31 protein-coding genes and 1 other RNA gene are annotated in these 23,611 nt (G+C 40.2%); 19 read left to right on the top strand and 13 right to left on the bottom strand.

Features of this window, described 5'->3' with window-relative positions; translation table 11 throughout:
• Positions 1-24 precede the first annotated feature (24 nt).
• From rpe to trpC, 6 genes are all read left to right on the top strand, one after another.
• On the top strand, positions 25-693 hold the full coding sequence (gene rpe / locus R8G33_08445) for a ribulose-phosphate 3-epimerase (protein ID MDW3095687.1): 669 nt from the start codon (positions 25-27) through the stop codon (positions 691-693).
• A 17-nt stretch (positions 694-710) separates the two neighbouring features.
• Positions 711-1,376 (top strand): phosphoglycolate phosphatase, encoded by a 666-nt coding sequence (locus R8G33_08440; GenBank protein ID MDW3095686.1) that lies wholly within the window; start codon positions 711-713, stop codon positions 1,374-1,376.
• A gap of 145 nt (positions 1,377-1,521) precedes the next feature.
• Positions 1,522-2,997, top strand: a complete 1,476-nt coding sequence (gene trpE / locus R8G33_08435; GenBank protein MDW3095685.1) for an anthranilate synthase component I — start codon at positions 1,522-1,524, stop codon at positions 2,995-2,997.
• Positions 2,997-3,578: an aminodeoxychorismate/anthranilate synthase component II gene (locus R8G33_08430; GenBank protein MDW3095684.1), complete on the top strand. Its 582-nt coding sequence runs from the start codon at positions 2,997-2,999 to the stop codon at positions 3,576-3,578. Before trpE ends, R8G33_08430 begins: the two co-directional genes overlap by 1 nt.
• 5 nt (positions 3,579-3,583) lie before the next feature.
• A complete protein-coding gene (trpD, locus tag R8G33_08425) occupies positions 3,584-4,600 on the top strand; it encodes an anthranilate phosphoribosyltransferase (GenBank protein ID MDW3095683.1) in 1,017 nt (338 codons plus the stop codon).
• Between the two features lie 23 nt (positions 4,601-4,623).
• Positions 4,624-5,439: an indole-3-glycerol phosphate synthase TrpC gene (trpC, locus tag R8G33_08420; protein ID MDW3095682.1), complete on the top strand. Its 816-nt coding sequence runs from the start codon at positions 4,624-4,626 to the stop codon at positions 5,437-5,439.
• Positions 5,440-5,472: 33 nt separating this feature from the next.
• Here the strand turns inward: trpC and crp are convergent, their stop codons facing one another.
• On the bottom strand, positions 5,473-6,090 hold the full coding sequence (crp, locus tag R8G33_08415; protein ID MDW3095681.1) for a cAMP-activated global transcriptional regulator CRP: 618 nt from the start codon (positions 6,088-6,090) through the stop codon (positions 5,473-5,475).
• Between the two features lie 108 nt (positions 6,091-6,198).
• Here crp and R8G33_08410 point away from each other — a divergent pair, with 108 nt between their 5' ends.
• A complete protein-coding gene (locus R8G33_08410) occupies positions 6,199-6,627 on the top strand; it encodes an OsmC family protein (GenBank protein ID MDW3095680.1) in 429 nt (142 codons plus the stop codon).
• A gap of 29 nt (positions 6,628-6,656) precedes the next feature.
• Complete coding sequence (gene speD, locus R8G33_08405) at positions 6,657-7,463, top strand: adenosylmethionine decarboxylase (protein ID MDW3095679.1); 807 nt, start codon at positions 6,657-6,659, stop codon at positions 7,461-7,463.
• Positions 7,464-7,470: 7 nt separating this feature from the next.
• Here the strand turns inward: speD and coq7 are convergent, their stop codons facing one another.
• On the bottom strand, positions 7,471-8,109 hold the full coding sequence (coq7, locus tag R8G33_08400; protein ID MDW3095678.1) for a 2-polyprenyl-3-methyl-6-methoxy-1,4-benzoquinone monooxygenase: 639 nt from the start codon (positions 8,107-8,109) through the stop codon (positions 7,471-7,473).
• A gap of 6 nt (positions 8,110-8,115) precedes the next feature.
• On the bottom strand, positions 8,116-9,276 hold the full coding sequence (locus R8G33_08395; protein ID MDW3095677.1) for a (Fe-S)-binding protein: 1,161 nt from the start codon (positions 9,274-9,276) through the stop codon (positions 8,116-8,118).
• 99 nt (positions 9,277-9,375) lie between these two features.
• On the opposite strand from R8G33_08395, the gene R8G33_08390 reads away from it, so the two are divergent.
• From R8G33_08390 to R8G33_08375, 4 genes are all read left to right on the top strand, one after another.
• On the top strand, positions 9,376-9,681 hold the full coding sequence (locus R8G33_08390) for a (2Fe-2S) ferredoxin domain-containing protein (protein MDW3095676.1): 306 nt from the start codon (positions 9,376-9,378) through the stop codon (positions 9,679-9,681).
• A 239-nt stretch (positions 9,682-9,920) separates the two neighbouring features.
• A complete protein-coding gene (gene rplM, locus R8G33_08385; GenBank protein MDW3095675.1) occupies positions 9,921-10,349 on the top strand; it encodes a 50S ribosomal protein L13 in 429 nt (142 codons plus the stop codon).
• A gap of 13 nt (positions 10,350-10,362) precedes the next feature.
• Complete coding sequence (gene rpsI / locus R8G33_08380) at positions 10,363-10,758, top strand: 30S ribosomal protein S9 (protein MDW3095674.1); 396 nt, start codon at positions 10,363-10,365, stop codon at positions 10,756-10,758.
• A gap of 144 nt (positions 10,759-10,902) precedes the next feature.
• Complete coding sequence (locus R8G33_08375; protein ID MDW3095673.1) at positions 10,903-11,448, top strand: lipid-binding SYLF domain-containing protein; 546 nt, start codon at positions 10,903-10,905, stop codon at positions 11,446-11,448.
• Between the two features lie 46 nt (positions 11,449-11,494).
• Here R8G33_08375 and R8G33_08370 read toward each other — a convergent pair whose 3' ends face one another.
• Positions 11,495-12,247, bottom strand: a complete 753-nt coding sequence (locus R8G33_08370; protein ID MDW3095672.1) for an aldolase/citrate lyase family protein — start codon at positions 12,245-12,247, stop codon at positions 11,495-11,497.
• 4 nt (positions 12,248-12,251) lie between these two features.
• Positions 12,252-12,905 (bottom strand): ribose-5-phosphate isomerase RpiA, encoded by a 654-nt coding sequence (gene rpiA / locus R8G33_08365; GenBank protein MDW3095671.1) that lies wholly within the window; start codon positions 12,903-12,905, stop codon positions 12,252-12,254.
• Between the two features lie 119 nt (positions 12,906-13,024).
• Here rpiA and ilvA point away from each other — a divergent pair, with 119 nt between their 5' ends.
• Positions 13,025-14,518, top strand: a complete 1,494-nt coding sequence (ilvA, locus tag R8G33_08360; protein MDW3095670.1) for a threonine ammonia-lyase, biosynthetic — start codon at positions 13,025-13,027, stop codon at positions 14,516-14,518.
• Between the two features lie 52 nt (positions 14,519-14,570).
• On the opposite strand, the gene R8G33_08355 is transcribed toward ilvA, so the two are convergent.
• From R8G33_08355 to R8G33_08335, 5 genes are all read right to left on the bottom strand, one after another.
• On the bottom strand, positions 14,571-14,939 hold the full coding sequence (locus R8G33_08355; GenBank protein MDW3095669.1) for a hypothetical protein: 369 nt from the start codon (positions 14,937-14,939) through the stop codon (positions 14,571-14,573).
• A 315-nt stretch (positions 14,940-15,254) separates the two neighbouring features.
• Positions 15,255-15,707, bottom strand: coding sequence for an EVE domain-containing protein (locus R8G33_08350; GenBank protein ID MDW3095668.1), 453 nt, complete (start codon positions 15,705-15,707; stop codon positions 15,255-15,257).
• 98 nt (positions 15,708-15,805) lie between these two features.
• A non-coding RNA gene (gene ssrS / locus R8G33_08345) (6S RNA) lies at positions 15,806-15,987 on the bottom strand.
• Between the two features lie 26 nt (positions 15,988-16,013).
• The gene (locus tag R8G33_08340) at positions 16,014-16,322 is read right to left on the bottom strand and encodes a cell division protein ZapA (protein MDW3095667.1); all 309 of its coding nucleotides are present in this window, start codon (positions 16,320-16,322) and stop codon (positions 16,014-16,016) included.
• 9 nt (positions 16,323-16,331) lie between these two features.
• Complete coding sequence (locus R8G33_08335; GenBank protein ID MDW3095666.1) at positions 16,332-16,544, bottom strand: TIGR02449 family protein; 213 nt, start codon at positions 16,542-16,544, stop codon at positions 16,332-16,334.
• 160 nt (positions 16,545-16,704) lie between these two features.
• Here R8G33_08335 and R8G33_08330 point away from each other — a divergent pair, with 160 nt between their 5' ends.
• From R8G33_08330 to R8G33_08305, 6 genes are all read left to right on the top strand, one after another.
• The gene (locus R8G33_08330; protein ID MDW3095665.1) at positions 16,705-17,256 is read left to right on the top strand and encodes a UPF0149 family protein; all 552 of its coding nucleotides are present in this window, start codon (positions 16,705-16,707) and stop codon (positions 17,254-17,256) included.
• Positions 17,257-18,564 (top strand): aminopeptidase P N-terminal domain-containing protein, encoded by a 1,308-nt coding sequence (locus tag R8G33_08325; GenBank protein ID MDW3095664.1) that lies wholly within the window; start codon positions 17,257-17,259, stop codon positions 18,562-18,564.
• Positions 18,565-18,572: 8 nt separating this feature from the next.
• On the top strand, positions 18,573-19,796 hold the full coding sequence (gene ubiH, locus R8G33_08320) for a 2-octaprenyl-6-methoxyphenyl hydroxylase (GenBank protein ID MDW3095663.1): 1,224 nt from the start codon (positions 18,573-18,575) through the stop codon (positions 19,794-19,796).
• Positions 19,789-20,976: an FAD-dependent monooxygenase gene (locus tag R8G33_08315; protein ID MDW3095662.1), complete on the top strand. Its 1,188-nt coding sequence runs from the start codon at positions 19,789-19,791 to the stop codon at positions 20,974-20,976. Before ubiH ends, R8G33_08315 begins: the two co-directional genes overlap by 8 nt.
• A gap of 96 nt (positions 20,977-21,072) precedes the next feature.
• Entirely contained in the window at positions 21,073-21,291 is a 219-nt protein-coding gene (locus R8G33_08310) for a hypothetical protein (GenBank protein MDW3095661.1), read from the top strand.
• A gap of 27 nt (positions 21,292-21,318) precedes the next feature.
• Positions 21,319-21,600, top strand: a complete 282-nt coding sequence (locus R8G33_08305) for a peptidylprolyl isomerase (GenBank protein ID MDW3095660.1) — start codon at positions 21,319-21,321, stop codon at positions 21,598-21,600.
• 33 nt (positions 21,601-21,633) lie between these two features.
• Here the strand turns inward: R8G33_08305 and R8G33_08300 are convergent, their stop codons facing one another.
• From R8G33_08300 to R8G33_08290, 3 genes are read right to left on the bottom strand one after another with little or no spacing between them, the layout of a single operon-like run.
• On the bottom strand, positions 21,634-22,356 hold the full coding sequence (locus tag R8G33_08300; GenBank protein MDW3095659.1) for an ATP-binding cassette domain-containing protein: 723 nt from the start codon (positions 22,354-22,356) through the stop codon (positions 21,634-21,636).
• Positions 22,357-22,368: 12 nt separating this feature from the next.
• Positions 22,369-23,064 carry an ABC transporter permease gene (locus R8G33_08295; protein MDW3095658.1) on the bottom strand — a complete coding sequence of 232 codons (696 nt, stop codon included), beginning with the start codon at positions 23,062-23,064 and terminating at the stop codon, positions 22,369-22,371.
• 39 nt (positions 23,065-23,103) lie between these two features.
• Entirely contained in the window at positions 23,104-23,547 is a 444-nt protein-coding gene (locus R8G33_08290; GenBank protein ID MDW3095657.1) for a copper chaperone PCu(A)C, read from the bottom strand.
• Positions 23,548-23,611: the final 64 nt, after the last annotated feature.

Genomic DNA, 23,611 nt, shown 5'->3' with positions numbered 1-23,611 from the left:
AGCCATTTTTTGCGGTAGATAGACATGGAAAACTGGATTGCCCCTTCAATACTCTCAGCAGACTTCGCACGTTTAGGTGAGGAAGTAGATAATGTGCTTGCCGCTGGTGCAGATACAGTCCATTTCGATGTGATGGATAATCATTATGTTCCTAATCTAACGATTGGCCCGTTGGTGTGTGAAGCGCTAAGAAAACACGGTGTATCTGCGCCAATTGACGTGCATTTAATGGTTTCTCCGGTAGATCGGCTAATTAGTGACTTTGCAAAAGCTGGTGCTAGCATTATTACTTTTCACCCTGAAGCTGCTGATCATATTGATAGGAGTTTACAATTGATACGCGATTCGGGGTGCATGAGTGGTTTGGTATTTAATCCAGCGACCCCACTTCACTATCTAGATTATGTGCTTGAGAAAGTTGATATGGTGTTACTGATGTCTGTCAACCCAGGATTTGGTGGACAAGCATTTATAGAGTCGAGTCTTGATAAGCTCAAAGCAGCACGGAAAATAATTGATCATTCAGGCTTGTCAATTCGTTTAGAAATTGATGGTGGGGTTAAGATTGATAACATTGGGAAAATAAAAGCAGCAGGCGCAGATACATTCGTTGCAGGTTCTGCAATATTTAACTCAGATGATTATCAAAAAACTATTTCAGCTATGCGTGCTGAAATAGATAAAGCTAGCTAATTCTTTAGGTCCAAAGAATGTCGCTTGCGTTGCCGCAATGGCTTTGCTTCGATCTGGATGGGACTTTGGTCGATAGCGTTCCTGATATTACTTTCAGTGTGAACGAAATGTTAGAACAGCTAGAACTTGAAGTTGTCGATGAAACGCTTGCGCGCACTTGGATTGGTAATGGAGCTGCTAAATTAATAGAACGTGCTTTGACGCATGCAATGGACGAGGAACCCAGCAATGAGATGTATGAAAATGCTAAGTCGCTATTTTTCGTTGCTTATGAGAAAAATATTGCAGTAAAAACGACCTTGTATCCTGGGTGTATTGAAGTGCTTGAGCATTTCACCAAGCAAAATATTCCCCTGGCTTGTGTCACCAATAAACCAAGAAAATTCACACCCCCATTATTAGAAAAGCTAGCAATGGCAGATTTTTTCCAAGCGCTAGTCTGTGGCGATGATATGTCCACGCAAAAGCCTGACCCTGCCATGTTATTAGAAGCAGTACGGCAATTGTCTGGTGATCCTTGCAAAGGTTATATGATCGGTGATTCAGAAACCGATATTGCTACCGCAAATTGTGCTGGGACGGGTGCAATTTACGTCTCCTATGGCTATAATCGCGGCGTTTCTATAGAAAAGTATCAACCAATCTGTGTGAACAGTTTGGAAGAGATTGCTAATTTATTTTAACTTATTTAATTTTATTGGGCTTATCCCAAAAAGAGTTTAATGAATGTTTATATTTTGTAGTAAGTGTTGGCGATTTGATATCAATTGGCGTTGTATTGCTAAGTGAATTCTGTGTCCACACTATTATCTATGAAAGTAAACTTCCATGAACAAACAACAATTTTCTGATTTAGCCAACCAAGGCTATACTCATATCCCCGTCTTTAGAGAGGTTGCAGCCGATCTAGATACCCCTTTGAGTGCATACTTAAAATTAGCAAATTCATCTAACAGTTTCTTATTTGAATCTGTGCAAGGTGGAGAGCGTTGGGGGCGATATTCAATTATTGGTTTGCAATGCGATGAAAGCTTACGAGTACGTGGTGAGCAAATTGAAGTTATTAAAAATGGAGAGTGCGTAGAAAGCACCGAGCAAGTCGATCCTTTGCGATGGATCGATCAATATCGAGATCGTTTTAAAGTCCCTGATCTAGAAGGTTTGCCACGATTTGTGGGGGGCTTAGTAGGTTACTTTGGCTACGATACAATTCGTTATGTGGAACCCAAATTAGGTAAGTGCTTAAATCCTGATGAATTTGGTACAGCAGATATCGTATTAATGCTGTCAACTGAAATTTTAGTGTTCGATAATTTAAAAGGGTCTGCCTATATTGTAGTGCTTGCTATTGCGCAAGATCAAGGTTTCGTCAATGCACAAATGCGCATCGACGAACTTGCACTTGGGTTGAAAAACAATGTGCCATCTTCACCATTGTCTGTTCATGATGGTGAAGTGGCTGAATTAGATTTTGTATCAGGTTTTAGTGAAAAAGGTTTCAAGCAAGCGGTCATTAAGGCAAAACACTACATTGCTGCGGGTGATGTCATGCAAGTTGTCTTATCTCAACGACTGAATGCAGAATTTAACGGCAGCGCCATTGATGTGTATCGCCATTTGCGTCGATTGAACCCTTCACCCTATATGTATTATTTAAATATGGGAGATTTTGAGATTGTTGGTTCATCACCAGAAATCCTTGTGCGACAAGAAGGCGAAGAAGTTACTGTACGTCCTATTGCAGGTACTCGACCGCGTGGAAATGATGAACAAACAGACAATGAATTAGAACGAGAATTGTTAGCTGATCCAAAAGAGTTAGCCGAACATTTAATGCTAATTGATTTGGGGCGAAATGACATAGGTCGTATCGCTGAAGTTGGCACGGTTGAGTTAACAGACAAAATGATAGTAGAGCGCTACTCACATGTTATGCATATTGTTTCAAATGTAAAAGGCAAATTAGCATCAGATCAATCATGTATCGATGTGTTACGCGCGACTTTTCCGGCAGGGACAGTTTCGGGAGCACCAAAGATTCGAGCCATGGAAATTATTGATGAGCTGGAGCCGATTAAACGCGGTGTGTATTCTGGTGCTATAGGATATATTTCTTGGAATGGCGACATGGATACCGCCATTGCCATTAGAACCGCAGTGATTAAAGATGGCATTATCTCAGTTCAAGCGGGCGCGGGTATTGTGTATGACTCGGTGCCAGATAATGAATGGATTGAAACGCTAAATAAAGCCAAAGCAGTACTACGTGCTGCGGCGCTTGCAGAAAAAGCAGGATCAAGATAATGATATTAATGATCGATAACTATGATTCTTTTACCTATAACCTAGTTCAATACTTTGGGGAGCTCGAACAACAAGTAAAAGTGGTGCGCAATGACCATATTGGCATACGTGAAATCACTCAGTTACAACCAGACTATATTGTGTTGTCGCCTGGGCCATGTACACCCAACGAAGCAGGTATATCTTTAGATATTGTAGATAAGCTGGCAGGGAAATTTCCAATTCTTGGTGTGTGTTTGGGTCATCAAACTATAGGTCAAGCATTTGGAGGCAAGATTGTGAGAGCCAATGACATTATGCATGGCAAAACGTCACCAGTGCACCATCTTAATAAACATGTATTTAATGATTGTGACTTACCTTTTACTGCGACCCGATATCATTCATTGGTTATTGAGAAACAATCTTTACCGGATTGTTTAGAGGTTACCGCCTGGACGCAAAAAGATAATGGAGACATTGATGAAATTATGGGTGTACGACATAAGGATCTTGCAATAGAGGGCGTACAATTTCATCCGGAATCAATTTTAACTGACTTTGGTCATCACCTTTTACAAAACTTTATAGAACAAAACTAATGAGTATGTCTATACAACAAGCACTTGAACAAGTGTTAGCGAAACGTGATCTCAGTCCTGAGCAGATGGAATCTGCCATGAACATCATCATGCAAGGAGAGGCGACCTCTGCACAGATAGCAGGCTTCATCATAGCATTGCGTATGAAGGGAGAATGTGTTGATGAGTTGTCAGCAGCAGCACGCGTGATGCGCAATCTTTCTAGCAAGGTGAAAGTTGATGCGCAACCATTAGTAGACACCTGTGGTACTGGGGGTGATGGTCAGAAAACATTTAATATCTCAACAGCGTCATCAATAGTGGCCGCAAGTGCCGGCGTTAAAATTGCCAAGCATGGGAATAGATCGGTATCAAGTAAATCAGGAAGCGCTGATGTATTAGAAGAACTAGGGGTGAAGTTAGAGCTAGCCCCAGAACAGATAGCCACTTGCGTTGAACAGGTTGGGATAGGATTCATGTTTGCACCCATGCACCATAGTTGTATGAAGCATGCCATTGGCCCGCGTAAAGAATTGGGTGTGCGCACATTGTTTAACTTGCTTGGGCCGTTAACCAATCCTGCTAATGCGCAGCGGCAAGTGTTAGGCGTGTTCGATGATCAATGGTTAGAGCCGCTTGCTCATGTCTTGCAATCGTTAGGAACAGAGCATGCATTAGTGGTTCATGCTGAAGATGGGCTAGATGAAATTAGTATTTCCAGTGTGACTAACATTTGTGAGTTGCGAGACGGAAAGATTAATAGCTATCAAGTCAAACCAGAAGATTTTGGTTTAGAGCGTAATGTGTTAGATGCTATCAAAGTAACTAGTGTGTCAGATAGTGCAAATATTATTGCATCGGTATTAAATGGCGAGTCAGGAGCTGCTGCTGACATTGTATGTCTGAATGCAGGCGCTGCAATTTATGTCGCAGGTAAAGCCGACTCTTTAAATGCGGGAGTTAAAATAGCTAAGCAGCAATTAACATCTAAAGCAGCGCAACAGACGCTGGCACAATTAATAGAATTCACAAATAACATATAGAAAAATCAAATCGAAATTTAACTATGGTTGAAGATAAACCGGAAATACTCGCTAAAATACTTTCGCATAAAGTAAAAGAAATTGCTGAGAAGCAAACACGAGTCACATTTGATCAAATGAAAGAGTGGTCAAAAGAGGGGGATGCTAAGCGCCCGTTTGAAATGATGTTGCGTGGAGCAGCCAGCGCTAATAAAGCAGGTGTGATTGCAGAGATTAAACGTGCGTCACCTAGCCAAGGCATTATTCGCGAAGATTTTGATCCCATGGCCATTGCGCGCAGTTATCAGTTTGGTGGCGCGACCTGTATGTCAGTATTAACTGATAATGAATTTTTTAAAGGTGGTGGGCCTGTTTTAGAATTAGCGCGAAAGGCATGTTCGTTACCCGCTATTCGCAAAGATTTTATTATTGATCCTTTCCAAATTTATGAGTCACGTGTGCTTGGTGCTGACTGCATTCTATTAATTGTTGCGGCGTTAGATGATGAAAAACTAACTTCTCTATATGAGTTAGCTAAAGAGCAAAATATGGATGTGCTGATTGAAGTGCATAATGAGGATGAACTTAAGCTTGCCTTAACACTTAATCCCACGATGTTAGGAATTAACAATAGGAATCTACATACATTTGATGTGGATCTGCAGACAAGCCTGCGTCTAAAAGAAATGATTCCAGACGATTGTTTGATTGTGACTGAAAGCGGAATTCATACACAAGAAGACATCAAGATGATGCAAGATAATGGAATAAATTCGTTCTTGGTGGGAGAGGCGTTTATGCGTGCCCCGGATCCGGGGGTAAAACTTAAGGAATTATTTTTTGCTGATAGAGCTTACTAGTAAGATTTAGTAAGCTCTATTGCCAAGATCTAATTATCGAGTACCGAATACTACGATTGTCTTGCCGTGTGCAGTAATTAGCCCTTGTTCTTCAAGTTCTTTTAATACACGACCTGCCATTTCGCGAGAGCAACCCACAATTTTAGCAATCTCTTGACGAGTAATACGGATTTGCATGCCATCAGGATGTGTCATTGCGTCAGGCTGATGTGCCAGATCTAGTAAAGTTCTGGCCACGCGACCTGCAACATCTAGGAATGCGAGATTGATTACTTTACGACTAGTGGCACGAAGACGACGCGTCATCTGACCGGCAAGTAACATCATGATATCTGGATCTTGGTGAGCTAATTCGCGGAATTTGGTGTAGCTGATTTCGGCCACTTCACATTCACCACGTGCAACAACAAGTGCGCTACGCTCATCTTCTTCGAATAAACCCATCTCACCAAAAAAGTCGCCTTGATTTAAATAAGCCAAGACCATTTCGTGGCCGGTCTCATCTTCAATCATTACACTGACAGAACCGCCAGTTATATAATAAAGCGTTGTAGAAGGGTCGCCAGCATGGATAATGCGGCTAGCATTAGCATATCGCTTGGTATGGCAATTCTCTAGCAAGCGTGCAACTGTGGGATCAACTGTAGGCATTTTAATTTGTAGGTTTGACACAAAGAACCTCTAACTTCTCGTTTATTTTGATGAAGTCTAGGATAGGAAGTTCCCTGTGTCGATTTAAGGAAGAATGAAAGGTAGCAAATGAATGTACGAATAAAATGGTTAGACCATATGAGCTTCGTTGGAGAGGCTGCGAGCGGCCATTCTGTGGTCATGGACGGTTCTCCCGAGCACGGCGGTCGTAACCTGGGCCCTAGGCCTATGGAAATGATTTTGCTCGGTCTTGGTGGTTGTACATCCTTTGATATTGTTAGCATTCTGCAAAAATCTCGAGTGGCTATCGACGATTGTATCGTGGAAATTACCGCCCAGCGAGGCGATGAAATTCCGGCTGTTTTTACTGAAATTCATGTCCACTATATTGTTAAAGGTGCTGGTCTTCAAGATAAGCAAGTTAAACGTGCCGTAGAGTTGACATCAGAGAAGTATTGTTCAGTGTCTATGATGTTAAAGCAGAGTGTTGAGATTAGTTATGACTATGAAATTCAAGACATATCAATCCAGAGTTGAGGCAGTAAGTAATAAAAGTGACAGTTGAGATGGATGGTAATGATTCAAATTTGACTTTGTATGGATTCAATAACCTCACTAAGACTTTAAGTTTTAACTTCTATGACATTTGCTATGCCAAAACAGCAAAGCAGCGCGATGAATACATTGAGTACATTGATGAGACGTACAATGCTCAAAAACTAACAGATGTGCTTACAGAAGTAGCCAATATTATTGGAGCGACCATATTAAATGTCGCGACCCAAGATTATGAACCAAGTGGTGCAAGTGTCACCATGCTTATATCAGAAGAGAATGCTCATTCAACACAAGATACAAATGAGGATAATTCATCTATAGAAGCTCCCAGTGTGGTGGCGCATTTAGATAAGAGCCACTTAACTGCTCACACATACCCCGAGTCGCATCCAGATGGGGGGATAAGTACCTTTCGAGCGGATTTAGATATTTCAACCTGTGGAAAAATTTCTCCATTGAAGGCCTTGAACTATCTTATTGATAGCTTCGAAGAAGATATAGTGGTTATGGATTATCGTATTCGAGGTTTTACGCGAGATGTGAATGGTCAAAAATTTTATAAGGATCATGCAATAAATTCTATTCAAGAATATATGTCGCATAAAACTCGTCAGCAATATCAAATGATTGATGTCAATGTGTACCCGGAAAATATTTTTCACACTAAGATGATGTTAAGGCAGTTCGAGCTGGAGAATTATTTGTTTGATGAAGGGCTTGATAATATTTCAAATGATGAGCAGGAAAGAATTGAAACTAAACTCAGAAATGAAATGACTGAGATATTCTACGGTATGAATTTAAACCAGTCCTAATTAATACTTAAATCCAGTAGGCACCCGTTGTCATCACTTTAGAAACTAACTGCATGGTTTTTTGCACCGGTGCTGGTAAAGGGTGGCCACCTAGATCTCTGGCTGCTTGTCCGTGTTGTTGTTCATCAGCTTTCATTTTTTCAATGATTGCGCGGCTTTTCTTATCTTGGCTAGGCAGTTTTTGTAAGTGATTATCTAGATGCTTTTCAACCTGATCTTCAGTTTCAGCAACAAAGCCTAAACTCCAGCGGTCACCAAATAATCCCGCTGTTGCGCCTATCGTATATGAGCCTATATACCACAAAGGACTAATCAAACTACGTGGAGTTTGTAAGTCGTTTAAACGCTGTTCGCACCAAGCAAGATGGTCTTCTTCTTCTTTGGCAGACACTTTCATTTGGGTTAATGTGATATTGTCTTTTGCCGTTAATGCCTGACCATGATATAGGCCCTGTGCAGCAATTTCGCCAGCATGATTTACACGCATTAAGCGTCCGCTTAGTTGCGCATCGTTCTCTGATAGATCGTTTTCTTCTATTGTTTCAGCTGGGTTTGCGCGTTGAGCTGATCTGGATGATTTGGTTAATGTGCGCAAACCACGGTCAAACTCAGCTATTAGACGATCAGAAAAATTTTGCATATTCATGTGTAATTATTTTTGCTTAAGTTGCTGCGCTAATAATGTTACCGGATGGATAACCTCAATGTCCAAGCCTGTTGTCTGTATACCAATTTTCAAACTCAAAGAGCAGCCAATATTTGATGAGACAATGACATTAGGACGCATGGTACTGATAGTGTTAATTTTTGAGTCAAGTAATGCACGGTTGCTATCTTCAGGCGTTATTAACTGCATGCCACCCGCGCCACAACAGGATATTCCGTCATTAAATTCTAATAATTCTATATCAGGAATCAGCGCTAATAGTTTAATGACATTTTCTTGCTCAATGTTTTCTTGTGTGCAAGGTCTGTGTACAAGCACACGTTTAGGACACGATTCAAAGTCTGCCGTACCGAACTGATGTGAGTCAGCCAACCAGCTAATAATATCTTTATGTGCAAGCTGTTTATTGGTAATAACTTGATTGTATTGACGCCCGCAACCGCTAGCAAAAGAGATGAACTCATTTATATTATTGGTAGATATATAGTGGTTAATAACACGTATCTGTTTGTCTGCTTGTTGTAGATTCCCACTATGCTGAGCTAGAGCACCACAACACATAATTTTATCAGGAATGTGAGTCTGTATATCTAGCTGATTTAATAGTTTTATGATGCTGACTAGCGTTTGTTGATCAAATAAAGAGCCCGTACAACCAGGCAGTATGGTCAAGAATTTTTTAGCGGCTTTCGAATTTTTGGTACTGTCAGATTTAGTGATCAATCTCAACAGGATGGAAAACTTATTGATGGCATGAATATGTTTTGCGATGACGCTAAGTGAAGTAAGTAATTTGTGTCCCCACTGGTGAGTGAGTAAAGCAATCGAAGACTTCTGTATAAATCTATAAGCAAAACTCAACTCTTCCTTATAAAGTTGTCTACCATTATCAATGATGTCTTGATACGGCACATTCGCAGGGCATATATCTTGGCACTTCATGCATCCTGTGCAGCTTTGTAAGTGCGTTGCTAGAGCAGAACTAGCGCAAAGCTCACCTTCAGAAAAAGCCTTTACCAAAGAAATACGTCCACGGGGTGATTCAGCTTCGTGTTGGCTGACTTGATAAGTTGGGCAGTGAGGTAAACACATGCCACACATCACGCATTGGTCAGCAATTTTTGTCAGGTTTATAGGAGGGGGCATATGTATGGTTAAAGAATCTTCTAGGTGCGTATGATTAAATAATTATAATAGCGGTATTACATGTAACAGTCTTTAAACAAAAATTTCTGGAAACTTCTAATGAGCTATTACAAACGTCATTTGTTTATTTGTACAAATCTCCGTGAAGATGGTGTTTGCTGTCAGCAGTATGGTGCGCTAGAAATACGCAAAGATGTGAAGGCATATGCAAAACAACTTGGGTTGACTGGGCAAGGTAAGCTGAGAATTAATACCGCAGGGTGTTTAGATCGTTGTGACGAAGGGCCGGTGGCAGTCGTTTATCCTGATGATGTCTGGTATCGGTATGAGTCAACTGATGACCTAAAAGAGATTGTAGATAACCATCTAGTAAATGGGGAAATAGTTGAGAGATTGAAGATATAGAATTTAAGTGGTGCTATATAGTTGACAATTGGCTAAGTATATTAGAAAATACGCATATTCAAATATTATTGTATATTTGTTTTTACTCCTCCATCTACCCCTGGTAGTATGTTTAACGCGGTCTAATTGCTTAGGCCGCGTTTTTTTTGCATACAACATTAGAGATGGTCGCAGGATGCTTGTCTGGATCAGCTGTCTCTAGTACTATTGCGCGCCTTTGATATATTCCTGAATTTAAAATGAAAACGTTTAGTGCAAAACCCGCAGAAGTGAGCCGCCAGTGGTTCCTAATTGATGCCTCAGATAAGACGCTAGGTCGTCTATCTACTGAGATTGCGCGCAGATTGCGCGGTAAACATAAGCCAGAATATACACCTCATATCGATACTGGTGATTATATTGTGGTGGTCAATGCAGATAAGGTTCGGGTTTCAGGCAATAAAGCCCAAGATAAGATGTATTACCATCATACTGGGCATATTGGGAATATGAAAAAGACAAATTTCAGTGATCTGTTAAACAATCACCCTGAACGTGTGATTGAGACTGCAGTAAAGGGGATGTTACCTAAGAATCCATTAGGTAGAGCGATGTTCAAGAAATTAAAAGTATTTGCTGGACCAGATCATATTCATCAATCTCAACAGCCCGAGCCGCTAGAAATCTAGGTTAAAAATAATAATGGCAACAACTACACAATACTACGGCACTGGCCGCAGGAAAAGCTCATCAGCACGCGTTTATCTAAAGCCTGGTAAGGGTGAAATCATGATTAATTCCCGACCAGATGAGCAATACTTTGGTCGTGAAACTTCACGTAGAATTATCCGTCAACCACTACAGGCGACAGAGTTAGACAGCAAATTTGACTTAAATATAGTAGTCAAAGGTGGTGGAATGAACGGCCAAGCGGGTGCTATACAGCTTGGTATTGCAAGAGCATTGCTAAAATACGATCAAGAATTACGTCCTTCTTTGAGGCAGGGCGGGTTTCTCACTCGTGACGCGCGAGAAGTTGAGCGTAAGAAAGTTGGCCTGCGCAAAGCACGTAAGAAAGAGCAGTTCTCAAAACGTTAATCTTTCTGAGAATATAAGGTTTGAAAATGGGCTGCTATTGCAGCCCATTTTTTTATACCTAGTTTTTAATTTTGTTATTACAATATCGCTATGGCTTTTTGAATAGATATCACCTTTAAATAAAATAATTAAGGTATTCATGATATGAAAAAAATTATTGCTAGCACTCTGATATATATTTTACTTAGTGCAATACTGATTCCATCTTCTTACGCTGCTAGTGCAGAAGAAATTGATATTAGAGTAGATGCTGCCATCGAAATTTTTAATGAGCGTGTAAAAGAAGGGCGTGAGTTTTTAGCAAATGCTAAAGGTGTTCTGGTATTTCCAAATATTGTCAAAGCAGGCTTTTTCGTGGGTGGTGAATTTGGCGAAGGTGCCTTACGAATTAAAAATAAAAATATCAATTATTATCGAACGACAGGCGCTTCATTTGGATTCCAATTTGGTGCACAAACAAAGTCAATCATTATTGTGTTTTTGGATGATGAGGCATTGCGTAAATTTCGAAATAGTTCCGGCTGGGAAGTTGGTGTTGATGGTTCAATAGCAATCGCTGATGCTGGTGCGGGTGGTTCGATTGATTCCACCAATATTTCTGATCCAATCGTTGCGTTTGTGTTTGGCAACAAAGGCCTAATGATCGATGTATCTTTAGCAGGAACTAAATACTCAAAAGTTAATAAGTAGTTTTAGCAGTACCAGTCACTTAAGACTGAAATTTGAGATTTGGTACCTAAGCATTGCGTAGCGCATGAAGTTCGGCGGTGGCAGCCGATTGCACAAACAGTGTGTCTACACCTACGGTAAGTAGTGTGAATCCCATGGCTTTATAAGGCATGACATTGTCTGCACACACGCCAAAAATACCTAATTGGGTATTATGACTAGAACATGCTTCTTTAACGCTCCCAATTGCGCTCTGTACTACAGGATGAGATATATCACCCATATACCCTAAACTAGCAGAAAGGTCGTAAGGGCCAATTAAGATCGCGTCAACAGCATCGAGTGCAGATATATCTTGTATACAATTTAATACAGCTTCGGTTTCAGCCTGTAAAACAATAACGGTTTGCTGATTTGCATATTCTAGATAACTAGAGAAGTCTTTTCCGTATCCATGTGCACGACCCAAACCAACGCCTCTTTTGCCTATTGGTGGATACTTTGAGTAATTCACTACGTCTTGGGCTTCTTCTAGTGAATTTATTTGCGGCACAATAATTCCAGCAGCACCTGCATCTAGAACTTTTTTGATCCAAGCTTCATCGGGTCCTGGAATTCTTACTAAGCAAGGGCAATCATTTGCTGCTTGTAGTAATGAAATTACTGTTTCAGGCCCAAATGCCCCATGCTCAGCATCAATAAAAAGCCAATCAAACTCTAAAGAGGCAAGTAACTCAACAATTTCGTTGCTGGGAGTTGCTATCAGCGTGCCAATTAATGTCTCATTGGCAAGTAGTCGCTGTCTAAATGAAGTGTCCATAGTGTTAAATAGTTTTTAATCCATTATTTGTGCCGAGTAATATAATATCAGCGGGGCGAATAGCAAATATACCAACGGTGACTACACCTGCCATAGCGCTGATATTCAATTCCATTTTGATGGGCTCTAAGATTTCTAAATTGTGTACATCAATAATGATATTTCCATTATCTGTTGTGAAACCTTCACGCAGTTCAGGAGTACCACCTAGTTTGACTAATTCTCGAGAGGCTGAACTACGCGCCATGGGAATAATTTCCACAGGCAGCGGAAATTTACCTAGGGTATCGACTAATTTTGTGTCATCAGCAATACAGACGAACTTTGTACTAGCATTGGCAACAATTTTCTCTCGAGTATGGGCACCACCGCCGCCCTTAATTAACGAACGTTGATGTGTTGCTTCATCTGCGCCATCAACGTAGATAGGTAGTTGTCCAGTAGCGTTTAGCTCTAAGACACGGATACCATGAGACTTCAGACGTTCGGTGCTGGCTTCAGAACTAGCGACAGCACCATCAATTTTTCCTTTAATGTTGGCTAAAGCATCGATAAAGTAATTTGCAGTTGAGCCGGTACCAACACCGATTACGTCGCCAATTTGTATATAATCAATCGCGGCTTCAGCGGCTAATTTCTTTTTGTCATTAATATCCATAAAGTATGCTCGTTGAAAGGGTAACTATTAATACTGCACTGTAAAGGTTTAATTAAATTGTGAAAAATTCAAAGGTGTCTAATCATATCACCGAATATAGTGTAACTCAGGTCAATGAGATGATCTCTAATGCATCTGTCTATGATGTGGCTGAAATCTCCGCATTGAATTTTGCAAAGTCACTATCGAAAAGGCTGGATAATAATATTTGGCTGAAACGAGAAGATCAGCAAAGCATTTTCTCATTTAAGCTGCGCGGTGCTTATAATAAAATTAGTCATCTTGATGATACCCAAAAAGCGGCTGGAATTATTGCGGCTTCGGCTGGTAATCATGCTCAAGGCGTTGCACTTGCTTCGCAACGATTAAATATTAACGCGAAAATTATCATGCCAGTAACCACACCAGCAATTAAAGTGGATTCTGTTAAATCTATGGGTGCTGAGGTTATATTATCAGGCGATAATTATGATGAAGCTTGTAGCTATGCGTATAAGGTAGCGGATCAAACCAAGAGAGTGTTTATTCATCCCTACGATGATATTGAGGTGATTGCCGGGCAAGGAACCATAGGTAAAGAATTACTAGAACAATTCCAAGATGAGGTTGATGCTGTATTTATCCCGGTTGGAGGAGGTGGATTAATTGCCGGTGTTGCTGCTTGGATAAAACAACATTCACCCAATACTAAGGTTATCGGTGTTGAGCCGGAAGATGCCTCTACACTGTATTCCGCTATGCAAGCTGGTAAGCGAGTAGTTTTGCCGCAAGTAGGAATATTTGCTGATGGCGTTGCGGTTAAACAGATTGGTGTGAATACTTTTGAGTTAGCTAAAGAGAATGTTGATGAAGTAATTCTTGTGTCAATTGATGAAATATGTGCAGCAATTAAAGATATTTTTGATGACACGCGCGTGGTATCAGAGGCTGCAGGAGCCTTGGCAGTAGCAGGAGTCAAGAAATATACTCAGCGAGAGAACTGCAAAAATTTAAACTTAATTGCTATCAATAGCGGCGCTAATATTAATTTTGATCGCTTGCGTCATGTTACTGAGCGTACCGAGCTTGGTGAAGGTAGGGAAGGGTTGTTTGCGGTCACTATTCCTGAGAAGAAGGGCAGTTTTCTGAAATTTTGTAAAATGATAGGTAGTCACAGTATTAGCGAGTTTAATTATCGTTATGCTAATAATGATGAAGCGCATATATTTGTGGGAATTAAATTTCAGGATGCGTTAGATGAAAAGCCTAAACTGATAAGTATGCTCTCTGGTCATGGTTATTCAGTTAATGATTTGTCTGATAATGAAATGGCAAAACTGCATGTTCGTCACATGGTGGGTGGGCGCTCTCCTCAGCTTAGGAACGAGTTGATTTATCGTTTTGAGTTTCCTGAAAGACCAGGAGCACTACTTAAATTTTTATCTTTTATGGGTGCGCAATGGAATATCACATTATTCCATTATCGAAATCATGGGGCGGCTTATGGGAGAGTATTGGTGGGTGCACAAGTCCCATCATCCGAAGTAACGGCTTTTAAACAATTCTTAGTGGATCTTGGATATTCTTTCTATGATGAGACAGATAATCCAATATATCGTCTATTCTTGAAATAAAGCACAAAAAAAGGGTCCTAAAAAGGACCCTTTTAATTCATAGCTACTTAACCTAACGTCTTTTCTTAGCAGTTTTACGCTTAGCTGTCTTACGCTTGGCAGTCTTTTTCTTAACTGTCTTACGCTTAGCAGTTTTACGCTTAGCTGTTTTACGTTTAGCGGTCTTACGCTTAGCAGTTTTACGCTTAGCAGTTTTACGCTTAGCAGTTTTACGCTTAGCAGTTTTACGCTTAGCGGTCTTACGCTTAGCGGTCTTACGCTTAGCAGTTTTACGCTTAGCAGTTTTACGCTTAGCAGTTTTACGCTTAGCAGTTTTACGCTTAGCAGTTTTACGCTTAGCGGTCTTTCTTACAGCTTTGCGTTTAGCAGGTGCCTTGCGCTTAGCAGTTTTGCGTTTCGCAGTTTTGCGTTTGACGGCCATCTTTTTCCTCCAAAACTTTAACGTTAACGTTTTTTGACGACGTGAGTATAAACAATAGACTAAAAATTACTAGTTTTTTTATATTGTTTTTTAAACTTTTCGTCAGCACTCATTGTTTTTTGTTAAACAAAAAACAAAAACATATTTTGTTTTATAAAACATTTTTAGTGAAAAACATAAAATTTTATTCAAAATAACAACGGAAACTGCATTATTTTTTAACATAACAACAATTAAAGGTATGTTTGCGGTGTTAAACGCAAAGATTTTGTAAATTTTTTATAAAAATTAAAGTATTTGCGTAAAAAATCTTTTTTATTCTAGAGAAAGAATAAAATCCCACTCTTTTTTAGTTACGGGCATAATTGAGAGTCGATTACCTTTGCGTAATAGTTGCATATCTTGTAAAGATTTATGATTTTTTAGTTCTTGCAAGCTGATAGTACGTTTCAACTTACGCTTGTATTTTACATCGACCATGATCCAGCGAGGATTTTCTGGGTCACTTTTGGGGTCGTAGTGCTTATCTTTTTTGTCAAAAGCAGTATGGTCCGGATAGCCTTCGCGATGAATTGTCATAATCCCTACAATCCCAATTTCGTCACAATTAGAATGATACATAAAAGCAAGATCACCTTTTTTCATTTGATCTCGCATCATGTTACGTGCCTGATAATTGCGTACTCCATCCCAGTGTTCAGTTTTATCCTTTTTTAAATTATCAATTCCGTACTCACTAGGTTCGGATTTCATTAACCAATACTGCATAGAAAATCTCTTTTTTTTGGTTTAAATTAAGAAAGATTTATCCTAGCACAAGGATAATCATTTATAGGAGAGTTGAATCAATAGAAGAGTTGGAAAAGCGCGCTCCATGAGTACCGTGGTAGCCGTTGACCTTGAACCAATCGGTTCAAGTGGGTTCACCGTAAGAGATTTAAGGCTTCCCGCAAATGCAGGTATGCACACGACCTTTTAACAAGCAATCCCGGGGGTATAAATAGGCTCAAGGGAATTAACGACAAGCTCACGCATATCGCAGAGGCGCTATCAGTTAGTTTACGATGGGTTTTCTTATAATTCCAACTGATTAGAAGAACGAATGGCGTTATCTATCCGCTCATGTAGAGTGCGTACTCTAGTATTAATGTTGGAAGTTACTTGTTCATGTTCAGAACGCTCAGATAGAAATTCATGAGCAAGATTTAATGCAGCCATAACCGTAATCCTATCAGGTCCGATAACTTTCCCACTTTCACGCACTTCTATAATGCGTTTGTTCAAAAAAGTAGCAGATTCCCGAAGCGCATCTTCTTCCCCCGCGGGGCATGCGATTCGATATTCTTTATCTAAAATCTGTACAGTGATTGGATTTGAGCTCATTAACTATATTTAGCTTGTTTCTAATGCTTTTAAGCGATTAATCATAGATTCCACGCGGCTACGCGCTTCTTCTTGCTTATCGAGTAACTTTGCACGTTCACTACTATACGATTGCTGTTGTGCTTTTAATAAACGATTTTCTTCTTTTAGTCGTTCACAGGTTTCGATCAGCTCGTTAACTCTAATTTCGAGTCTCTTGAATTCTTCTTCTGAAATCTTCATTGTATTTTTATTATTATTTAGCGTAGATAGATAGTAGATTTTACAGGGTCAGCGGTCAATAAGGCAAATTGAAATTTATGCCTAATTCCTTGAAACAGCTGAGTTATTTCCCCACCTAAGGATATAAATATTTACATTTATTGGTGTTAGACTGCGGAAAATGCAATTACCTGCTTATCAACTGCTAAATAATGCACTTCAATCGCTCGATTTTGGCGATCGTGCATCAGAATTACATGGATTCCTGTGTGGTGCCGTGGCGCTCGATATTTCTTATCCATTGGACACATGTATTAGTACATTAGCGCCTGACTTAAGCCATGTTGTTACTAGCGAAGAATTGAATGACTTGCTAGCTGATATATGTGAAGTGGTACGTGCGCAGATGACTGATCCTGTGCTGCAGCTAGAATTGCTGTTACCTGATAGTGATTCGATTGATTTAACCACTAGAGTTACTGCACTGGCTTCATGGTGCGATGGCTTCTTATTCGGATTAGCCAATGCCGGATTGCAAGCTCAAGCAACCTTACCAGACGACACTTCTGAAATTTTGCTTGATCTAACTCGTATTTCACAATTACATGGAGCAGACACAGGAGAAGAAGATGAAGAGGTATCTTACAATGAACTGTTGGAATATGTGCGTATGTCAGCTTTGCTTGTGGCTGAAGAATTGCAGCCAATAAAAATGACCACGGAGTTGCAGTAAGTGTATAAAGAATTTGCCAAGCGCAGAAGAAATCTAATGCGCATGATAGGTAACGATGCAATTGCCATTGTGCCTGCTTCTACTGTCAAGATTCGTAATCGCGATGTTGAATTTGACTATCGTCAAGATAGTGATTTCATGTATTTGACTGGATTTATAGAGCCTGAAGCCGTCGCTGTATTAGTCCCGGGTCGTCCACAAGCGCAGTTCATTCTTTTCTGTCGTGAACGCGATATGAAAATGGAAACATGGAACGGACGTCGCGCTGGGCAACAAGGTGCTATAGATATATATGGAGCTGATGATGCTTTCCCAATTGGCGATATTGATGAAATTCTTCCAGGGATTTTAGAACAACGAGAGCGCGTATTTTATACCATGGGTGTTAATGCTGATTTTGATCACCGCGTGATTGGCTGGGTCAATAGAATTCGTGAGAAAGGTCGTGGTGGAGCCCATACACCACACGAATTTATTGCACTAGAGCACTTATTACATGAATTACGCCTATTTAAATCAGGTGTTGAAATAGGCCATATGAAAAAAGCTGCTAAAGCAGCTGTGTCTGGACATCGACGGGCAATGCAATTTTGCCAACCAGGCTTGTATGAATATCAGGTTGAGGCAGAATTACTATATGAATTTAAAAAAGCAGGTTGTGATACAGCATATCCTTCGATTGTAGGTGGCGGAGAGAATGGTTGCATTTTACATTACACAGATAACAAAGACTTACTCAATGATGGTGATTTATTATTAATAGATGCAGGTGCCGAATACCATGGTTATGCCAGTGACATCACTAGAACATTTCCAGTTAATGGTGAATTTAGTGAACCACAACGAGAGTTATATGATTTAGTACTTGCTGCGCAATTGGCTGCAATTGAGGCTGTGCAGCCAGGCAACCATTGGAATGATCCTCATGAAGCAGCAGTAAGAGTGCTAACAAAAGGTATGGTGAAATTAGGATTATTAAAAGGCCGTCCTGCACAGCTAATTAAGGATGGTGAGTATCGTCGTTTCTATATGCATAGAACTGGTCACTGGCTGGGTTTAGATGTACATGATGTTGGTGATTATAAAATTGAGGAGCAATGGAGATTGTTCGAGCCCGGCATGGTGTTAACCGTTGAACCAGGCATCTATATCCCTGCTAAATCTCGTGGTGTACCAAAACGATACTGGGATACTGGAATACGAATAGAAGATGATGTGCGCGTAACTCGCAATGGTAACGAGGTGTTAACTCAAGCCTTGATTAAAGAAGCTGATGCGATTGAAAATTTCATGTCTTCTGCCCAATAAAGATATAAATGACTGGTTCACATACTTCATACGATATTGTCATTGTTGGTGGTGGTTTGGTCGGAATGTCGTTAGCGGTTGCGCTGGCTAATAATCCGTGTTCCGTTTTACTGCTAGAGCAAAATCAAGCTGCGCCCTTGCATGCCAATGTATTAGATTTGCGTACCACAGGTATGACGCGAAGCTCAGAACAAATGTTCATTCAAGCAGGTATATGGCGGGAAATGGCTAGCGCTGCGACAGCAATTGAAAGATTAGATATTTCTGAACAGGGAAACTTTGGTGGTGCACGAATCGACGCAAATCAACATGGTATTTCACCAATTGGCTATATGATGCCAAATCATCATTTAATAAAAACACTTAGTGATCGAGTAGCACAGTTAAAAAATGTAACGGTACTGTCACCTGCTTCTCTTGTGAGTGCGCAAGAAAATTCAGCTGGTTACGATTTAACAGTTAATTTTGATAGTGAGCAATTAAGTATTGCAACTTCGCTATTAGTGGGTGCGGACGGCGGTAACTCTATGGTGCGCTCTTTATTAAATATTGCTGCTGAGCATAAAGACTACGAGCAATCTGCAATAATCACAAATGTAAGAACGCAGAATCAACATCACAATATTGCCTATGAACGCTTTACTCAGCATGGCCCATTGGCGGTTCTGCCAATTCAGGATGGTTATTGTGCTTTAATTTGGACACAAGCTAAAGCAAATGTAGATGAATATTTGCAGATGAACGATGAAGAATTTTTGCAAAGTTTGCAAAAAGCATTTGGTTATCGGTTAGGAAAATTTTTAGAAGTGGGGAAACGAAGTGCTTATCCCTTATCATTAACGACAAGTAATGAGTTAACTAGGCCGCACGCGGTGTTAATTGGAAATGCTGCACAGACAGTGCACCCAGTAGCTGCTCAAGGGTTTAATCTTGGTTTGAGAGATGTGCATACTTTGGTACATATGTTGACTGAGATTGGCTTTAAGCCTGAACACTTCCCAGTTATGCTGAATGAATATGAGCAGAAACGTATGCCGGATCGTGATCATGTAATTAAGTTGACTGATGGTTTGACACGATTATTTGCACCGCAAATTTGGCCGGCGAAAGTACTTCGTAGTATTGGTGTGCGTATAATTAGCAGTTTACCGGCAGTACAACGTGGTGTGCTTAGGCGTAATTTAGGGCTGAGATATTTTCTGGGTGACACTCATATGGAAGACCATGGTTAGTGCGCTAACAGATTTTGATGTGGTAGTTGTCGGCGCAGGCATAGTTGGTATTGCAACTGCATGTAAGCTCGTTCAGCAATTTGAACGAGTTGCATTAATTGATAATACTGAACATACACCTTGGCAGAAAGATGATGCTTATGGGTTGCGTGTCAGCGCGATAAACTTGGCTAGTATTGAGTTGTTAAAGCAGATTGATGTTTGGCAGGATGTACAACATATGCGAGCGTTTCCGTACAGATCAATGCATGTGTGGGAACAGAATGGTGGTGCTCAGATTGATTTTAATGCCAGCGATACAAGTCACTCATCTTTAGGTTCGATTGTTGAAAATCAAGTATTGCTGACTGCTTTAAATGATGCAGTCAATAGTAATTCTAATATCACTAATTTTACTAACAATTCATTATTTGAGTTGTCGGCTATTTCTGAGTCATCAATGTTGGTTGAATTAGATAATGGTGAGCGATTAACCGCGAAATTAGTTATAGGTGCGGACGGTCAACGTTCTAAAGTGCGTGAATGTATTGGTGCTAGCAATGTGCGTACGCATTATGAGCAGTTAGGTTTGGTGTGTACGGTCAAGACCGAATTAGATAATCAACAAACTGCCTGGCAATGCTTCACTGTTGATGGACCACTGGCATTGTTGCCATTGGAGGACAATACCTGTTCGATTGTATGGAGCATCCCGGAGCAAAAATGTCATCAGCTTATGGCGTTAAGTAATGATGAATTTAACCGGCAAGTTAGCGAGGCATTTGAAAATAAATTGGGAGATATTACTTCAATATCTGAGCGTAAGAGTTTTCCATTGCTAGGAGCACAAGCCACGCAGTATATTGACCATCGAGTTGTGCTAGTTGGTGATGCAGCACATGCTGTACATCCATTGGCTGGTTTAGGGCTAAATTTAGGACTGGCAGACCTTGCCCACCTCAGCGAGTTGCTACAGATGTCAGATCGGCCATTGGGAAGTGAGCGAGTATTACGTCAATATGAGCGAGCGCGTAAAAGCGAAAATCTAGTTATGCAACGCTCTTTAGAGATGATTGATACTTTGTTTAGAGAAGAGCGGCCACTAGTAAAACAAATACGCTCGATTGGAGTCAATGTGACAAATAAAGCTTTACCACTAAAGCTTATCTTTATGCGTCAGGCATTAGGCGTGCCTGTCTAAGTATATAGATATCAATGCTAACTAGAATCGTCTAAGCAGAATCAGTTAGAATCTGCACCCATAAATTATTAACATAGCAAACGTATAGGACAATAAATGAAAGAAATAAAGTCAGTTGGTGACAACAAAATTTTCCAGAAGAAATCAGGCCGTTATGCCGTAATTGGTTCAGACAAGAAATATATTAACGGTGATGATAAAGCTAAAATCTTGGCAGATGCTGGCTTAGTTACAATTCCCGAGCAGAAAGCAGCGCCAGTTGAAGAAGCGCCTACCGAAACAGAAACAAGTGAAGAAGCGCCTACAGAAGAGTAAGGTATTTAACTAAATTAGGAAATTATTATGGCAAAAGCATCAGCAAGGCATATTTTAGTAGACACTGAGCAGCAGTGTAACGAATTAAAAGATCAAATTTCTAAAGGCACAGATTTTGGCGATGTTGCTAAGCAACATTCGAAATGTCCATCAGGTTCATCAGGTGGCGATTTGGGCGAGTTTGGTCCTGGAATGATGGTTAAAGAATTTGATGAAGTTGTTTTCAGTGCCCCACTTAATGAGGTTCAAGGACCAGTAAAAACTCAATTTGGTTATCACTTGTTGGAAGTCACAGCACGCACCGAATAATTAAAAGTTATTATTGCCAATCAAGCGTGAAAACTAAACTAGTTCTCCACAAATAAAATTTTGCGCTTGACTAGACTCTGGCCCAGAGAAGAATTTTTCAGCCGACGATTTCTCAACAACTTTTCCTGAGTCAATAAATACAATTTCATCCGCTAGTCTCTTTGCTTGAGATAAATCATGAGTCGTCATGATTACTTTAGTATTTGATTGTTTGAACTGTTGAATAATATTCTCAAATCCAAGCACGGATGGTGGGTCTAGCGCCACGGTTGGTTCATCAAGTAATACGACACTGGGCTCAAGTACCCAGGCTCTTGCTAAAGAAAGCTTTTGTAATTCTCCGCCTGACAAGGAATGTGTATTTCGATCAGCTAGCTTGCTCAGGCCGCATATTTCTAACGCTTGCTGGCATCGTGTTTTGTATTCACTTTTAGGTGTGTTCGCAATGCGCAATACAAACTCAACATTGGAAAGCACAGATTGTTTAAAGAAAGTGGGACGCTGTAGTAAAAATGTGCGCCAGAATTGATTGGTATTGGGGTGATTGTTATTCCAGGTTATCTGTCCCGAGCTAGGGTTGATTACTCCATGCATTAGCTTTAATAATAGACTCTTTCCTGAACCGTTATGGCCTAGAATTACTGTCGTGCCAGGAGAGGTTATCTCTAGAGAAACATTTTTGATTAATGTTATTTCATCCACGCAGTAGCTAACATTATTAAGGCGCAAGGGCAGAGATTCGTTGTTGGATTGCATGATATTCAACGATTAAACAGATTGTGTTTTACGCACCACAATCATTAAACTGGTGATGGTGAATGAAATTGCTAACAGAATAATTCCCAATGCCATCGCTAATTCTAAATTACCTTTACTCGTTTCAAGTGCAATCGTGGTAGTCATGACGCGAGTAACATGATTAATGTTTCCACCAACGATCAATACTGCTCCAACCTCTGCTGATGCGCGACCAAACCCCGCGAGCACGGCTGTGAATAAACTAGTTCTAGCATCACGAAGTAAAGGTCTGAGTGTTATAAATGTGGGAGCGCCTAATGCTTTGAATTGGAGCTCATGCTGCTTAAATAAATCTTCTATCGTTTGTTGGGTTAAGGAGCTAATTATTGGCGTGATTAATATACATTGTGCAATAACCATTGCACTTGAGGTGAATAGAAGTTCTAGATCACCAAGTGGGCCTGTTCTTGATAGTAATAGATATAGAGCTAAGCCAACCACAACTGGCGGAAGTCCCATCAACGCGTTAACTATGCCAGTGATAATATCGCGTCCTTTGAAATGATAAGCGCCAAGCAAAGTACCCAGAGGGATGGATATTAAAGTGGCTAATATTACTGCTGTGACACTAACTTTTAAGGATAGCAGTACAATTTCGACTAATTCAGGCTCGAGTGTGAATATTAGTTGAATGGCAGTAGTGAAAATCCCTTGGTCATCGTTCATAAACGTTTACAGAGTGATTGAGAAGATAAAATCTGCTAATCAATACTGAGCTTTTTTTACTGGAACAGAAGTACTGACTATATGCTCGTTACTAAAGACTAAGTTTACCTCTATAGTATCGCCTTCTTTTAATGCGCTGGTAGGATTAAACATCATTAAATGATAGTCGCCAGGCTTTAATTCAAATGTACTGTTGGCTGCTATGTGTAAATGTAGGTGTGGGACCATTTTGTAAACTCCATTTTCTTCAATACTACGATGGAATTCGATTGCTTTAAAAGCAGGGCTGTTTGCGCTGTGTAAAATTACATTGTTTGCAGAATTATTAATAATTTGCATGTATCCCGCCATAGCGGTGGCGCCAGGAGGCGCTTCACGTATCCAAGCAGTATCTATTTGTAAAGGACTTTCTGACTGCTGGCTGCAGGAGAGAAGTGTTAGTGTGCACGCGATACACAAGCCAAATATATTAAAAATACGCATAGTTTTTAGTTTAGTTATAGGTGCTATTTATTATATCATTGCTGGTTATTTAGAGGATAAAACT

This window comes from Gammaproteobacteria bacterium (genome assembly GCA_033344735.1).
Classification (GTDB): domain Bacteria; phylum Pseudomonadota; class Gammaproteobacteria; order UBA4575; family UBA4575; genus UBA1858.
The sequence above is the reverse complement of the archived record's forward strand: the minus strand, read 5'-3'. Positions and strand labels throughout refer to the sequence as shown.